Raw genomic sequence first — 13,653 nt, 5'->3', positions numbered from 1 at the left:
TCGACGCGTCGGTTCCCCTGAACGAATGGTGCTGGACACTCACACGCACGCCTGGACGCGACCGGATCGCGACCATCCTTGGGTCAACGGGCCGCTCGTCGATACCGTCGACGAGTTCGGCGTCGACGCAGTTTACGACGCCGAGAAACTCCGTTCCGACATGGACGCGATCGGCGTCGACGAGGCGGTCGTCGTCGGCTACCCGATCTGCGAGTGGACAGACAACCACTACACGCTCGAGTGCGCCGAACGGTACGACGATCTCTACGGGATCGTCATGCTGGATCAGTTCGCCGACGATGTGGCCGACCGGTTGCGCTCGTGCATGGCTACCGACGGCATCCTCGGCTTCCGGCTCGGCGCGATCTGCCCCTACGATCGGATGTGGGAGACGTTCGACCCCGAGGTTGACTGGCTGCGCGACGCCATCGACGAACCCGAGTTCTGGGACGCAGCCCGCGATACCGATGCCCTGGTCCAGATTCTCGCCCACTACGACCAACTGGAGCAGGTGGTCGACCTGATCGAGACCTACCCCGACCTCAGCTACGCGCTCGATCACTTCTGTCACGCCGGCCCCGAAACCGATCCCGACGAGGTGTTCGCACCCCTCGAGCCGCTGGCCGCCGAGGAGTACGACGTCGCCGTGAAAATTTCGGAGGTCGTCCACCGCTCCGAGGAGGGGTTCCCCTACGCCGACATGCACGACCACGTCCGCTGGCTGCTCGAGACGTTCGGTCGCGAGCGGGTCGTCTGGGGATCGGACTTCCCGAACGTCAGCGACGCGGCCAGTTACGAGGAGAGCCTCCGGTGGCTCGAGCACGTCGACGGCCTCTCGCAGAACGATCGGAAGTGGCTCACGGAGCGGTCGTTCAGGGAGCTGGCGGGGATCTAACCGCTCCCCGTTCGTCGAAACGGTACCGCGTTACTCCGACTCGCCGACGACCGGGTTCTCGAGCGTCCCGATCCCCTCGATCTCTGCTTCGACGGTGTCGCCCGGCGAGAGGAGTTCGGGCGGATCGCGGAAGATACCGACGCCGCCGGGCGTGCCGGTCGAAATGACCGTTCCCGGCCGCAACGTCGTGAAGTTGCTGATGTACTCGACGACCTCGCCGACGTCGAAGATGAACTCCGCGGTCGTCGACTCCTGCTTGATTTCGCCGTTGAGCCGCAGTTCGACCGCGAGATCGTTCGGATCGACGGCGTCGGGACTAGTCAGCGCGGGGCCCATCGGCGCGAACGTGTCGTAGCTCTTTCCGCGGAAGAACTGGCCGTCCTCGAACTGCGCGTCGCGCGCGCTGACGTCGTCGACGACGGTGTAGCCCGCGATGTAGTCCTCGGCTTCCTCGGCCGACACCTCGCAGGCGGTGCGGCCGATGACGATCCCGAGTTCGACCTCGTAGTCGACCTGCTCGACGTCGTCGGGGTGGACGATCGGCGCGCCGGGGTCGGTGACCGTCGACGGCGACTTCGCGAACAGCATCGGCTTCTCGGGGATCTCCTCGTCCTGCTCCTCGGCGTGGTCGTGGTAGTTCAGACCGACGCAGATGATCTGGTCGACGGCCGACGACGGCACCGGTGCGAGCCGGTCCTCAGGGTCGTCGATCGCCGGGAGTTCCCCCGTCTCGACGGCGCGGCTAACGCGCCGTCGGTAGCCCGGCGACGCGAGTTCCTCGAGGGTCGGCTCGCCGAACCGGGTCAGGTCGTACGTCTGGTCGTCCGCTGTGACGCCCCAACGGACGCTACCGTCGGTCGCGAATCGAACGAATTGCATCGTGTCGAACTTTCCGCCTTGAATCTTGAATCTTTCTCTCAGACGACGCGTCGGCGAGTTGACGACGGCTCGTCGTCCGACGCCTCCAGCGAGCGATGACCGGTGAAAAGGATGAACAATTATACTGGTTGACGCGAAACGGTATGGTATGTCCTATCAGGTAGCAGTGATTGGAACCGGGACGGAACCGGACGACCCCGGACGTGACGGCTACGCGATGGCGTACCACCACGCGGAAGGATACGAGAAACACGATCGGTGCGAGCTCGTCGCCTGCGCCGACATCGTCCCCGAAAACGCCGCGGCGTTCGCCGCCGAGTACGGGATCGACGACGAGAACGTCTTCGAGGACTACGAGGCGATGCTCGAGGCGGTCCAGCCCGACATCGTCTCACTGTGTGTCCCCCCGGCGATCCACGCGCCGATCGCGATCGACTGCTGTCGGGCGGGCGTCGACGCGGTCCACTGCGAGAAACCGATGGCCCAGACCTACGGCGGCGCGCGCATGATGACCCAGGAGGCCGCTCGTCACGACGTCCAGCTGACGTTCAACCACCAGCGCCGGTTCAGCGACGCCGTCCGTACCGCGAAACGGCTGCTCGACGACGGCGAGATCGGCGAGTTAGAGCGCATCGAGTTCTCGGCGCCGGTCGGCATCTTCGACTACGGGAGCCACTCGTTCGACCTCTGTAACTACTTCAACGACGAGGTGCCCGCCGAGTGGGTGCTCGGCCAGATCGACTACAGCGAGGAGAACGTCGTCTTCGGGTCGCACAACGAGACCCAGGCCGTCGTGATGTGGGAGTACGAAAACGGCGTCCACGGGCTCGGCACGAGCGACGCCACCGGCGACGGCGGTCCGACCAGCGCCGTCGCGTGCCACAACCGGCTGATCGGCACCGAGGGAACGATCGAACTCGGCCCTGAGGGCGACGAGAGCGAGGACCTCCCCGTACTGCGCATCCGCCGCGCCGGCGACGACGCCTGGGAGGCCGTCGAAACCGAGGACGGCCTCCACAGCTGGGAGTTCATCGACCGCGCCATCGCCGAGAACGTCCGCTGTCTCGACGAAAACGAGGAGCCGGAACTCAGCGCGGAGAACGCCCTGAACGCGACCGAACTCATCTTCGGGACGTGGGAGTCGGCCCGCAAACGTGGCCGGGTCGACCTGCCGCTCGAGATCGACGACAACCCGCTCGACGCCATGGTCGAGTCGGGCGAGTTGAACCCCGAGCCGATGGCCGACGAGGAGGCCGAATAGATGGCTCGGCTCTCGATCTGTGTCGAGATGGTCTACGACGACGAGCCGTTCGTCGACCGAATCCAGCGGGCTGCCGACGCCGGTGCCGACGCCGTCGAGTTCTGGGGCTGGCGCGAGAAGGACCTCGAGGCGATCGTCGACACCGCCGAGGCAGCCGAGATTCCGATCGCCGGCTTCGTCGCCGGCGGGACGCTCACCGACCCCGACGTAGCCGATGAGGCCGTCGAAACGATCCGAGAGTCGATCGCGACCGCCGCCGAGTACGACGTCCCGACGCTGATCGTCACGACCGGACAGGACCAGGACGGACTGGACCGCGACGCGCAGTACGACAACATTGTGAGCGTGCTCTCCCGCGTCGCGCCCGACGCCGAGGACGCCGGCGTGACGCTCGTCCTCGAGCCGCTGAACACCGCCGTCGACCATCCGGGCTACTTCCTCGAGACGTCCGCTGAGGGATTCGACATCGTCGACGACGTCGGCTCGCCGAACGTGCAACTGCTGTACGACGTCTACCACCAGCAGGTCACCGAGGGGAACGTCATTCAGACGATCACCGACAACGTCGACCGGATCGGCCACGTTCACATCGCGGACGTTCCCGGCCGACACGAACCTGGCACCGGCGAACTCGACTACGAAACGATCATCGCGGCGATCGACGAGGCCGGCTACGACGGCTACGTCGGCTGCGAGTTCTCGCCGACCGGCGACGCCGACGCGGCGGTCGAGACCGTCCTCGAGTGGCGGTAGCGGCTCGCGGCGGGTACAGCCATCACCGATCGTCCGTCATCTAACACCTGCGATCGGCGGTCAGACCGCCCTGAACGCCAACGTTTTTGTACGTCACCGTCAGTCACGGTACCATGCACCATCTCGGTAGTACAGCGACGACTGCGTCGGACGCGCGAACGGACGTGACGATCGGCTACGTCGGCGGCGGCAGTCAGGGCTGGGCGCACACGTTCATGAACGACCTGCTCCAGTGCCGGGACGTCTCTGGGCGAGTGAGGCTCTACGACCTCGATTACGAGGCCGCCGAGCGGAACGCGGACCTCGGCAACGCGCTTGCGACCCGCGAGGAGGCCGTCGGCGACTGGACGTTCGAGGCCGCCGAGACCCTCGCAGCGGCGCTCGAGGACGCGGACTTCGTCATCTGTTCGACCCAGGATCCGCCCGAGGAGACGTTCGTCCACGACATCGACGTGCCACAGGAGTACGGCATCTACCAGACGGTCGCCGACACCTGCGGCCCCGGCGGTGCGGTCCGCGCGCTGCGGTCGATCCCGCAGTACCGCGAAATCGCCGCGACGGTCCGCGAGCAGTGTCCCGACGCCTGGGTGTTCAACTACACGAACCCGATGACCGTCTGCACGCGAGCGCTCTACGAGGAGTACCCCGACATCAACGCTATCGGCCTCTGTCATGAGGTGTTCCACGTCCAGAAGATGCTGGCAGATATCGCCGAGAAGTACGTCGACGACGCCGACGACGTCGCCGGCAGTGAGATCGACGTGAACGTCAAGGGTGTCAACCACTTCACGTGGATCGACGAGGCCTACTGGCGCGATCACGATATCTTCCAGTACCTCGATGCGGAACTCGAGGAGCGAAAGCCCCTCCCGAGTTTCGAGCCCGGCGACTTCGACGACGCGGACTACTGGATCAACCACCACGAGGTCGCGTTCGACCTCTACGACAAATTCGGCCTTCTGGGCGCCGCCGGCGACCGCCACCTCGTGGAGTTCGTCCCGTGGTATCTCTCGATCGACGAGCCCGCGGAGATCCAGCGCTGGGGGATCCGCCTGACGCCCAGTTCCGCCCGCGTCAGCGATAGCGACGGGCCGGCGAAGATGGCGCAGTACATGACCGATCCCGAGGAGTTCGAGTTCACGGAAACCAGCGAGGAAGCCGTCGACATCATCCGCGCCCTGTGCGGCCTCGAGCCGCTGAAAACCAACGTCAACTACCCCAACGTCGGCCAGACGCCGGACCTTCCCGACGGTGCCGTCGTCGAAACGAACGTCCTCATCACCGGCGCCGGCGTGAAGCCGATCACCGCCGGCACGCTCCCCCGCGAAGTCCGCAGCATGGTCACGACCGCGATCCACAACCAGGAGACGCTCGTCAAGGCCGGCTTCGCCGGCGATCTCGATCTCGCCTTCGAGGCGTTCCTGAACGAGCCGCTGGTGACGCTCCCCCGTGAGGACGCGCAAAAATTGTTCGCCGAGTTGATCGACATCGAGCGCGACTACTTCGACGCGTACGATCTCGAGAACGCGGCTGTCCTCGAAAACTGAGGTAGTCGCTGACTACCGTCCCGTTTTTATCGATAAATCGGCGAGAACGGAACCGAGCATCGAACCGCCGGTCGTCCGCGATCGCCTCGAGCGACGCGGTCTACGGAGACCGGCGTAGTGTCTACCCGGCTCCCGTCCCGAGGTTCGTGGTGGTGGTGTGACTACGTGACTCCGATCGGTTAGTTGCCGTCGGGGTCGATAAACGCGAACTGCTGATTCTCCGCACTGGTCACGTTCCAGTGGCGGATGTCCGCGCCCGGCTCCGGATCGCGCTCCCAGACGTCGGCCGCGAGGTCGGCGTGGGTCGGCTCGAGCGTGAAGCCCGTGCCGCTCTGAGGCACCACCGCGAACTTCTGGTAATCGGCGCCCTCCCACTGGCCGAGTTCGAGGTTCGTGCCGGTGTCGGTACCCCCGTCGGCGGCCTCCAGCACGAGATCCTCGTTGCCGGCCGCGGCGATGCGGTAGACGCCGTCTTCGAGTTCGGTCACCGCCCACGTTTGGCCGTTGGCCTCGCCTACGGTGTCGTTGTAGACGTTCGCCCCGTCAGCGAGTTCGCCGTCGACGCTCATCACAATGTCGTTGCTGTTGATCTGGGAGGTCAGACGGTAGGTGCCCTCCGTGAGGTCGACCGTGATCGTCTCGGAGTACGATGTTTCACAACCGCTTTCGGCGGTGGCGTGCAGCGTGACGGTGTACTCGCCGGGACCGTCGTAGCTATGCGTAGCTGACCACCCCGTCGCAGTCGTGCCGTCGCCGAACTCCCACGTCAGGGAGTCGACCGACTCCTCGTCGCCAGAGACGTCCTCCGCCTCGAAGTCGATGGACTCGCCCACGTCGACGCGGGTCGCACTCGGCACGGCCCGCGCTAGCGGCTCCGGTTCGGTGATCGTGATCGTCTCAAAGTCGGTCGTCGTCTCCCCGTTCTTGGCCGTCACGGTCAGCTTGACGGGATACGTCCCCAGTTCGTCGTAGGTGTGACTGACCGACCAGCCCGTCGCAGTCGTGTCGTCGCCGAACTCCCACGTCAGGGAACGGATCTTGTTGCCGTTGCCCGTCAGGTCGACCGCTTCGAAGTCGACCTGGTCGCAGGGAGTCGAGTCGGTCTCGCTCGCGGATATCTCGGCGAGACGGTCGTGTCCCGCGGGCTCGAACGAGGTCATGATGTTTGGTTTCGGCGGGTCGTCCATCCCGTGGCCGAGGAAGAAACTGGGCCACGGCGGCTGGTTGTAGCCCACGTTCTGCCGGGCGATACCGGTCCGGTACTGCGGGTCGTGCAACAGCGTATACAGCCGATGATCGGTCTCGTGTGGCGTCGCGTAGAGGCGCAGGTGGCTGCTGTCCTCGGCCCGCCAGATGACCTCCTCACGCCAGTCACCGAGAATGTCCCCCGACAGACACGGGTTGCCCTTCGAGGAGTTGTTCGAGCGCGTTCCCTCGAACTCCTTCAACAGGTCGAGTTCCTCCGTCTCCGGGTTCCACTTCTTGATCCAGCCGACGCCGTATCCCGCGTCCCAGCCGAGAAAATCGTGATCGAGCAGTTCTCGGTGCAGATCGCCGGTCCACCAGATCGCCGAGTTTACCGAATTGACGCCGGTCTCACTGATCTGCTCACCGTCGGCGGTGAACGTCCCGGCGATCTCGCTATCGGTTTCCAGGGGCACGCCCGCCCACGCTTCCGCCCCCTCGTAGTTCGGATCGATGTCGGCGACCATCGCTCTGCCAATGTCCGCGCCGTTCCTGACGGCCCAGATGTACTCGCCCGTCTCGGCGTCGCGCATCGACAGGCTCGGTGCCCCCTCGGCCGGATACTCGGCGGGGACGAAGATCTCCAAGCCCTCCCGGTCGGGGATGAAATCACCGCAGTGCTGGGCGTCGGGGTTGGACATCGTCGTCGTGTGCAGGCCGGTGCCGTCGTGGTCGATGACTGCCCCGCCGAAGACGATCTCGTCTTTGCCGTCGCCGTCGACGTCCGCGGTGGCCAGGCTGTGTGCGCCCACGCCCTCGTACTCCTCGTTCCCGTCCTCGCTGTCGAAGAGCCAGCGCAACTCGAGTTCGCCTTGCCGGAAGTCCCACGCGGCGAGCATCGTCTTTTCGTAGTAGCCCCGCGTGAACACGATGCTTGGTCGCTCGCCGTCGAGGTAGGCAGTCCCCGCGAGGAACCGGTCGACGCGGTTCCCGTAGCAGTCGCCCCACTGGCAGGGGTCGCCCCGTGCGGGCTGGAAGTCCTCCGTCGCGAGTTCCTCACCGGTCTCGCCGTCGAAGACGGTGAGATACTCCGGCCCCTCGAGGATGTATCCGCTATCATTCGTCCAGTCGGCGTCCGGATCGCCGATAACGTTACCGGCACCGTCTTCGGTACCGTCGCCTGTCCGTACCACTAACTCCGACTTACCGTCGCCGTCGAAGTCGTACACCAGGAACGGCGTGTAGTGGGCGCCGGCCCGGACGTTCTGGCCGAGGTTGATCCGCCAGAGGTGCTCTCCCTCTATCGTATACGCGTCGATCAGAACGTCACTCGTGTGACCCGACTGGGAGTTGTCCTTCGCGTTCGACGGGGTCCACTTCTGGACGATGTCGAGCGTGCCGTCGCCCGTGAGGTCGCCCAGACTCGCGTCGTTCGCGTGGTACGTGATTGTCTCGCCGTCCTCGCCTTCGACCGGCTCGGGCTTGTTCAGCGGAATCTCCTTGTACTGTTCGTCCCAAACCTCGACGGACTCCGACATCCCGGGTTTCCGGTCGCCGTCCTTCCTGCCGCTGGCTCGACCGTTGCCGACCGCTCGAACCGCGTACGTCGAGTCCGTCGTTCCGTCGGGATCGAAGTAGTTCGTACTCTCGGTGATCGGTTTGTTGTTCAGTCGCTTGCCGTCGCGATACACGTGAAACCCCAGATCGCGGGGCTCGGTTCCGAGGAGTCGCCAGCGGACGAGTACCCCGTCGTCGGCCGGCACGGCCACGAGGCCACGATCGAGGGACTCCATCTGTCGTTTCGAGCCGTGCTTTTGCTTGCCTTTTCCGCGGGCGTTACCCTGCCCTTGGGACGCCGTCGTCATGCCAGTGACGACCGCCGCCGCCGATCCGGCTGCCATCCCGCTTAGAATCTCGCGTCGATACCGTCGGCTGCTCGTATCGCTCATATTTGGATCTGTCATTGTCTCTCACACCGCACTTTCTCCGACCACAGCATATGATATAAAAATTATGTAGGTACGCTAAGATTAGCGTCGATTACGACAGAATCGATACTGATCGGGTCATGCAGCATCCGTCGCAACGTCGATCTCACCGCGTGCGGTCGTCACTTCACCGACTCGAGCGTTGGGGGTCGTGTCGTCTCTTATCGCCCTGTCGTCGTGCGTCGAGTCCGCTCGAGGCCGGCTCTCGATCTCGAGTGGCTGCGGCCCGGCAAGATGAGGGGGACGACGTGGTGCGCCGAAACAGATAACACGGTCCGTGATAACGTGTGCATATGGCCGTCGATACTGACGACGATAGTCAACCGAGCCGCCTCGAGCGGAGCGGGACTGCAAGCGGGCGAACGACCGGAATCCTCGGGAGGATCTCGAGCTCGTACGCACTCAAGACCGCCGTCGCCGGACTGCTCGTCACCGTCATCGGGTACGTCGTGAACACCGGGATCTGGCCCGCGATCCTGGGCATCTGGGGAATCGCGCTCGTCATCGTCGGCGCAGCGATCCACGTCGCAGTGACGCTTTCGCGCCGGGGCACCCGGGGTTGAGCCGTCCGCGGGAATCGCTGGTCGGCCGACTCGGGATCGATTTTGCCGTTCGGAAACGGAACAGCCGGTTGAAACGGAAGGAACTGAAACCGACGCGCGGCGTTCTCGACGTCGTCTAGTCGGCGTCGCCCGCCTCTTTTGCGGCCGGTTCGTCCGCCGCGAGCGGTTCGCTGTCCCAATACTCGTGGTCCTCGAGCGCGCGGAAGCAGGCGGTGTGCTGGACGCCGTTCTCGTCGGTGCAGTCGACCAACTCCGGTTTCTGGGAGCGACAGACCTCGCGCGCCTCCGGACAGCGCGTGTGGTACCGACAGCCCGAGGGCATGTTCGTCTGGTCCGGGACGTCGATCGATCGCATCGGATTCTCGTCGTCGTCCTCGGCGTCGGTGCGATCGAGTTCCGGCGTCGCCCAGCGCAGGGCCTGCGTGTACGGATGCTGCGGATCGTGGATGATCTGCTCGGGCGAGCCGATCTCGACCAGCTCCCCGAGGTACATGACCCCGATGCGGCCGCCGGTCTTCTCGGCGAAGTAGCGGGCGTTCGAGAGGTCGTGGGAGATCGACAGGAACGACGTGTTGAACGCGTCCTGGAGTTCGATCATCAGATCCATCATGCTGACCCGCAGCGAGACGTCCAGCGCCGACACGGCTTCGTCGGCCAGGATGAGGTCCGGGTTGATCAACATTGCGCGGATCAGCGCGACCCGCTGCTTCTCGCCGCCCGACAGCTGGTGGGGGTACCGGTCGATGTAGTCCTCCGGCGGACTGATCCCGACGTACTCGAGCATTCCCAAAATCCGCTCTCGTCGGTCGTTGCCGTCGAGGTCGGGGTGCCACCGCTTGAGCGGCGTCTCGAGGATCGTGCGAACGCGGTGGTGGGAGTTGAGCGAACTGCCGGGATCCTGGTGGACGATCTGGAGCGCGCGTCGAATCTCCTCGTCGGCGAGCGTGCTACTGCCGCCGCTGCCCTCCCAGATGTCCTGCCCCTGGTACTCGATTTTCCCGTCCGTCGGCCGCTGGAGGCCGACGGCGGTCTTCCCGAGCGTCGTCTTGCCGCAGCCCGATTCGCCCACGAGGACGACCACGTCGTTCTCGTAGATGTCGAGCGAGATGCCGTCGACGGCCGTGACCACCTCGGAGTCGCCGAAATCGAGCAGCCCGTCGTTCTCGGAGCCGAACTCGACTTCGACGTCGGTCAGCGACACCACCGGCTCGGCGTCCGCCGAGCGATCCGCCGCCGTCTTCCGTCGTCGGTCGACCGCCCCGTCGGCGTCGGAGAACGCTCGATCGATGTTCTCGATCGAGTCCTCCCAGTGGTGGCAGTAGACGTCGTGATCCGGCCCGGCGTCGTACGCGTCAGGGTCCTGCGCCCGACACGCGTCGTCCGCGAGCGGACAGCGGGGGTGGTACGAACACCCCTGCGGAATGTTGACTGGGTCCGGACTCTCGCCCTCGATCGGGCGCATCTCCTCGAGCGGCGCCGAGAGGTTCGGCGTCGCGTTCAGTAACGCCCGCGTGTAGGGGTGTGCGGGGTCCTCGAGGATGTCGTCGGCCGGACCGACCTCCGCGAACTCGAAGGCGTATAGAACGGCCAGCCGGTCCGCGAGGTCGGCGACCAGCGGCAGATCGTGCGTGATGAAGACGATCGTCAGGTCGTGTTTCTCCTTGATCTCCTCGAGCAGCGAGATGATCGAGCGCTGCATCAGCAGGTCCAGCGCCGCCGTCGGCTCGTCCATCACGAGCATCTCCGGATCGAGGACGAGACTCAGCGCGATCAGCACGCGCTGTTTCATCCCGCCGGAGAGCTCGTGGGGGTACGACTCGAGCATCCGCTCGGGATCGAGGTACAGGTCCGAGAGCAGCTCCTTCGCGCGCTCGAGGCCGCGCTGGACGTCGTAATTGTGGGCGCTTAGCGTCTCGACGAAGTGGGTGCGGATCTGCAACACCGGATTGAAGGAGCTCATCGCGCCCTGGAACACCATCGAGACCTCCTCCCAGCGAAACTGACGGAGCTCCTCCTTCGAGAGGTCGGTGACGGAGACCGGCTCCCCGGCCTCGGGATAGTAGATCACGTCCCCGGTCGTGACGCCCGGTTCGGGGACGGCATCGAGCATCGCCGAGGCGAACATCGACTTCCCGGAGCCGGACTCGCCGATGACGCCGACGATTTCGTCGCGCTGGACCTCGAAGTCGACGTCGTTGAGGACCCGCGACTGCCCGCGGTCCATGCCGAATTCGACGGACGCGTTTCGCAGTTCCATGATGACGTCCTCGTTCGGGCGGTCGACCTGCGCCGCCGACTGCGAGACCGTCATCGCGACACCTCCCGCGGGAAAGGTCGGCCGCCGGCAGTCGGTCGTCGAATCGGTCGAACGGGTCGGATCGAAGTCGTGATCGTCGTGGTAACCGTGTTCATACGTTCATCATGTCCTTGGTGTCGGTTTCGGAGTCCGGTTCCAACTGGTCGTCGCCGTGGTCCTGATGGCGCGCCCTGATCCGGGGGTTGAACACCTGATCCAGCGACTGCGCGAGCAGGATGAGCGCGATCGCGATCCCCGTGATGGCGATCATCGGCACGAGCAGCCAGTGGATCGCGTCGGGGCGGTAGAGCGCCCCGCTGTTGTACGCGTTGTTCAACATGACGCCCCAGTTGGCGTCGGAGAACGGCAGCACGCCGAGGAAGTACAGCGCGACCGCCGCGAAGATGATCCGGCGGGCTGCGTTGACCATGTTCACCACGATGTACGGCATCAGGTGCGGGATGATCTCCCGAACGAGGATCCACCGCGTCGACAGGTCCATCGCTCGCGCCGCCTCGACGAACGACTCGGCGCGGATCGTCAGCACCTGCGAGCGGATCGACCGAGCGAGGCCCGCCCACGCCGCCGCCGCCAGCAGGATTCCGAGCGTCACGGAGTTGTTGATCCAGGCCTCGAGCAGCGTGGCGAGGACGATGACCAGCGGGAGCCCGGGGACGTTGATGAACACGTCGGTGATCGTGCTGAGAACGGTGTCGATCGTTCCGCCCTTGTAGCCGGCCACGACGCCGAAGGCGGTGCCGACGACGACGGTGAAAACGGCTCCGGAGGTCATCATGACCAGGATCGACGGCGTCGAGTGGACCGTCATGGAGAAGACGTCCTTCCCGGAGGACGTGGTTCCGAGCGGGAACTCCCACGTCTGGAACGGGCCCAGCAGCTTGTCCCCGTGGGCCGGGTACGTCGGCTCGACCAGGTAGACCCCGACGGTCGCCACGAGGATGTAGAAGGTGATGATCGCGAAGGAGGCCAGCGCCCGCCAATCGCTGCGCAGGATCGACCACGGCGTTCGAACGTAGTCCTCGAGGAACCGGTCGATCCGGTCGCTGCGCGTTTCCGCCACGGACGCGGTCGTCTCGAACGGCGAGTCCGTATCGATCGTTCCGCCGTCGCTTCGCACCGACGGTCCGGCGTCGTCGGTCGCGCCGCCGGACTGATCGGGAACGAACGCATCGACCGAGTTGCGCGTCCGCGTGTCCGTCGATTCGCCGGGATCGTCTTCAGAACGCGTCACGGCTCTCACCTCCTGCACGGGGATCGATCTTGCCGTAGGTCAGATCGGCGATCAACAGCGCGACGACGACCGCGATCGTGATAACGGTGAACGCGCCCATCATCAGCGGGTAGTCGCGTGCTCGCACCGCCTGAATCATGTAGTATCCCATTCCCCTGTAGGAAAAGATCTGCTCGAGGACGACGGAGCCGCCGAACATCGTTCCCAGCGAGATCATCAACCCGGTGTACATCGGGAGGATCGCGTTGCGGGCGACGTATCGGACGGCGATCGTCCGGTCTGCCAACCCGCGGAGCCGAGCGACCCGCAGGTAGTCCTCGCCGAGGACGCGAACGCTGTTGGCGCGCATCGTCAGCGAGGCCGCGCCCGACGCGACGAACATCGAGAGGACGGGCAGCGTCGCGTGGTGGATGATTCCCAGCATGAACGGCAGGTTGAATCCCGGCTCGACGCCCGTCGGCCGACGGCCCGACGTGGGGAACCAGCCGAGCCGGTAGGCGAAGGTGATCAACAGCAACAGCGCCAGCACGTAGAAGGGGATCGACGTGATGACCGTCGCGTAGCCGGTGAGCGCGGTGTCGAACTTGCTGCCCTCCCAGTAGGCCATGAGCGCGCCCAGCGAAATGCCGGCCACGAAGCTGATGGCGACCGCCCAACTCATGACGAACAGCGTCCACGGGATCGCCTCCCCCATGATCGAGGCGACCGAGGCGTTTTGACTCATCGACTGCCCCATGTTCCCCTGAAGCATGGAGATCATGTAATCCCAGTAGGCGACGTGGATCGGGTCCTGCGGGTTGATATTCATGTACGTTTCCGCTAGCTCGTAGGCCTGCTGGGGGTTGTCCAGCTGCGGGCCGACGCGAGCGACGAACGCGTCGACCGGGTTGCCGGGCATCATCCGCGTCAGGACGAACGCCAGGGTCATCACAGCCCAGACGGTGAACACCGCCTGGCCGAGCCGTCGTATTTTCCAGTTCATTGTATACCTGCGTCGTGCGGTTTCATTACCGGTATCGTGTCCTTATTGGTCG

Annotated in this window: 10 protein-coding genes; 5 read left to right on the top strand and 5 right to left on the bottom strand. The window is 65.1% G+C overall.

Annotation, left to right across the window (positions count from 1 at the left end):
- Positions 1-28: 28 nt before the first annotated feature.
- The gene (locus ACYQ26_RS07000; protein ID WP_459808292.1) at positions 29-895 is read left to right on the top strand and encodes an amidohydrolase family protein; all 867 of its coding nucleotides are present in this window, start codon (positions 29-31) and stop codon (positions 893-895) included.
- Between the two features lie 30 nt (positions 896-925).
- Here the strand turns inward: ACYQ26_RS07000 and ACYQ26_RS06995 are convergent, their stop codons facing one another.
- Positions 926-1,774, bottom strand: a complete 849-nt coding sequence (locus tag ACYQ26_RS06995; RefSeq protein WP_459808153.1) for a fumarylacetoacetate hydrolase family protein — start codon at positions 1,772-1,774, stop codon at positions 926-928.
- A 148-nt stretch (positions 1,775-1,922) separates the two neighbouring features.
- Here ACYQ26_RS06995 and ACYQ26_RS06990 point away from each other — a divergent pair, with 148 nt between their 5' ends.
- The 3 genes from ACYQ26_RS06990 (at position 1,923) to ACYQ26_RS06980 (ending at position 5,335) form a co-directional block, all read left to right on the top strand.
- Complete coding sequence (locus ACYQ26_RS06990; protein ID WP_459808152.1) at positions 1,923-3,035, top strand: Gfo/Idh/MocA family protein; 1,113 nt, start codon at positions 1,923-1,925, stop codon at positions 3,033-3,035.
- Entirely contained in the window at positions 3,036-3,788 is a 753-nt protein-coding gene (locus tag ACYQ26_RS06985) for a hydroxypyruvate isomerase family protein (protein ID WP_459808151.1), read from the top strand.
- A gap of 113 nt (positions 3,789-3,901) precedes the next feature.
- The gene (locus tag ACYQ26_RS06980) at positions 3,902-5,335 is read left to right on the top strand and encodes a family 4 glycosyl hydrolase (protein WP_459808150.1); all 1,434 of its coding nucleotides are present in this window, start codon (positions 3,902-3,904) and stop codon (positions 5,333-5,335) included.
- 179 nt (positions 5,336-5,514) lie between these two features.
- Here ACYQ26_RS06980 and ACYQ26_RS06975 read toward each other — a convergent pair whose 3' ends face one another.
- Positions 5,515-8,313, bottom strand: a complete 2,799-nt coding sequence (locus tag ACYQ26_RS06975; RefSeq protein ID WP_459808291.1) for a rhamnogalacturonan lyase family protein — start codon at positions 8,311-8,313, stop codon at positions 5,515-5,517.
- Between the two features lie 488 nt (positions 8,314-8,801).
- Here ACYQ26_RS06975 and ACYQ26_RS06970 point away from each other — a divergent pair, with 488 nt between their 5' ends.
- Complete coding sequence (locus ACYQ26_RS06970) at positions 8,802-9,071, top strand: hypothetical protein (RefSeq protein ID WP_459808149.1); 270 nt, start codon at positions 8,802-8,804, stop codon at positions 9,069-9,071.
- A gap of 115 nt (positions 9,072-9,186) precedes the next feature.
- On the opposite strand, the gene ACYQ26_RS06965 is transcribed toward ACYQ26_RS06970, so the two are convergent.
- From ACYQ26_RS06965 to ACYQ26_RS06955, 3 genes are all read right to left on the bottom strand, one after another.
- A complete protein-coding gene (locus ACYQ26_RS06965; protein WP_459808148.1) occupies positions 9,187-11,382 on the bottom strand; it encodes an ABC transporter ATP-binding protein in 2,196 nt (731 codons plus the stop codon).
- Positions 11,383-11,479: 97 nt separating this feature from the next.
- On the bottom strand, positions 11,480-12,619 hold the full coding sequence (locus ACYQ26_RS06960; RefSeq protein WP_459808147.1) for an ABC transporter permease: 1,140 nt from the start codon (positions 12,617-12,619) through the stop codon (positions 11,480-11,482).
- Positions 12,606-13,601 (bottom strand): ABC transporter permease, encoded by a 996-nt coding sequence (locus ACYQ26_RS06955; protein ID WP_459808146.1) that lies wholly within the window; start codon positions 13,599-13,601, stop codon positions 12,606-12,608. The genes ACYQ26_RS06960 and ACYQ26_RS06955 overlap by 14 nt, the downstream gene beginning before the upstream one ends.
- Positions 13,602-13,653: the final 52 nt, after the last annotated feature.

The organism is Halopiger thermotolerans (assembly GCF_054654555.1).
Note: the sequence above shows the minus strand (reverse complement) of the source record. Positions and strands in the feature narration are given on the sequence as shown.